Raw genomic sequence first — 1,937 nt, 5'->3', positions numbered from 1 at the left:
GAACGCCACCATGTCCGGCGCGCCGCCCGCGGGACCGGCCGACTTGCCCGAGGGAATTTCAGCATCGGTTGCTGTTGGATTGGCCAGTTCGGCCCGCGCGGTGGAAGCGTTGGCTGCTGCAAGCGGCGCGAGTTGCGGGGTCGGAATGCTGGTCGTGGACCCGCTGCGCGGGGCGAAGGCTGGCAGCGGCACCGAGCCCGGCGCCATGGCCATGACGATCGCTTCAGGCGTCTTCCCTTCCGGTCCAATCGGCGATTCTTCGGCCCTATCGACGGAAGCCATCTGGATGTCGGCGCGCTGGGCATCCTGCGGCGGCACGATTGCGATGCCGGCGGGCCTGGGTTCAACGGACTTGGCCGGCTTGCGTGGCGCCGGCACCGCTTCGGCGACATCATCGGTCTCGTCCGCACCGCGGCCACCCAAAAGCGTCGCCAGCAGGCCGCGCGCCGGCCTGCGTTGGCCGCCGTCGGCACTTGCCAGGTCGATGTTGGGCGTGCCGGCGCCCTTGCGCGATTTGTAGGCGGCAAACGCCTGCCCATAACCGGGCAGCGGTTTGCCGTCGCTCGGCACATGCAAGGTGTTGCCGTTCGGGAATACCCTTGCGAGTTCCTGGCGGCTGATGCCCGGCCAATGCCGCACATTGCCGACATCCATATGTATGAAAGGCGAGCCCGAGGTAGGGTAATAGCCTACGCCGCCGCCCTGCATCTTCAGGCCGATGTCGCGCAGCTTCTTCAGCGGCACATCCGGCAGGAAGAAGTCCATCGCACGGCCAACCATGTGTTGGCTTTCCCGAGCCACGCCCTTCGAGCGGCTGCGCAGCATGGCGTTCGTCGCTGGCGACCGATAGGCGCTGACCACGTGGATATAGGCTCTCGAGCCGCTGGCGCGATAGGCCTGCCAGACAAGATCGAGCAGGCGCGGATCCATCTTCGTCGGTTCGTTGCGACGCCAGTCGCGCAGCATGAGATTGATCTTCTTCAATCCCGCCGGATCATAGCGCCCATTGCGCTTGAAGACGATTTCAGCCTTCTCGCCCGTATGGAGATGTTGAATCTTCAAAGCACGCGTCTCCGCGAACGCGCCGGTGACACACAGGCAAAGGAACGCTGCGATGATGGCAGGCAGTGTCCAAAGACGGGAAGCACGGGGGGCGTTTTGCACGTTTTCGCTCACGTTCATGCCTTGCACGTTCTTGTTTCGGGCGATTTCAGGTTCCGCCCAGATGAAGAGCCTTTCAGCCCTCTTCCTGACAAGCATGGACTTGACCGACGCAGACAGGCGTCCATGCCACAACACGTCATGTTGATGAACAGCATCTTGGTTAACGAATCGTGTCGCTTCCGAGAACGCGTTTCGGCTGGAGTTGCCTGTGGCAGCCATTTTCTGGAGCAATGCACGGCTGATGAGGTCCGCCAGCACGACGGCCGCGCCGTTCCCATGTAGCCGCCTCGCCCTCGCAAATGCAGAGAACGAATGTGCGGCAACAAGGATGTTGGAAACTGGTGCTGCGAGAGAGGATTGAACTCTCGACCTCTCCCTTACCAAGGGAGTGCTCTACCACTGAGCTACCGCAGCCGCTGATGGCGGGGCTTCTGCCATATCGAACCGGCAAGCGCAAGGCCAAGCGCAACGCTTCTGTGAAAGCCTTTGCCGGATAGCTTTTAATGACATGGCAGTGCCACAATGTTGGCTATCCCTGAACAGCAAGCTGGTGGGTCGCCGGCGGCGACGGGGCGATGGACGACAAGGCAATTCCAGTGAAAAAGGATGGTCCACCGAAAAACAGCGCAACAATCCGCAAGGATCGGCTGGCCGAGCAATTGCGCGCCAATCTGCAGAAGCGCAAGGCGCAGTCACGCTCGCGGCGCACCGGCGATGCCGACGAGCGGCCGGACGGGCTCGCTGCATCGAAGGAAATACAAAAAGATTAACTC

General features: G+C 62.1%; 2 protein-coding genes and 1 tRNA gene. 1 reads left to right on the top strand and 2 read right to left on the bottom strand.

Features of this window, described 5'->3' with window-relative positions; all coding sequences use genetic code 11:
• A partial coding sequence (locus EN750_RS32020; RefSeq protein WP_245482872.1) for a YcbK family protein occupies nt 1–1,182 on the bottom strand: 1,182 nt, incomplete at its 3' end.
• A 321-nt stretch (nt 1,183–1,503) separates the two neighbouring features.
• Nucleotides 1,504–1,578, bottom strand: a tRNA-Thr gene (locus EN750_RS32015).
• Nucleotides 1,579–1,739: 161 nt separating this feature from the next.
• Here EN750_RS32015 and EN750_RS32010 point away from each other — a divergent pair.
• A complete protein-coding gene (locus tag EN750_RS32010; RefSeq protein WP_127268678.1) occupies nt 1,740–1,934 on the top strand; it encodes a hypothetical protein in 195 nt (64 codons plus the stop codon).
• Nucleotides 1,935–1,937: the final 3 nt, after the last annotated feature.

Origin of the sequence: Mesorhizobium sp. M7A.F.Ca.ET.027.03.2.1 (assembly GCF_003999175.1) — a bacterium.
Taxonomy (GTDB): Bacteria; Pseudomonadota; Alphaproteobacteria; order Rhizobiales; family Rhizobiaceae; genus Mesorhizobium.
Note: the sequence above shows the minus strand (reverse complement) of the source record. Positions and strands in the feature narration are given on the sequence as shown.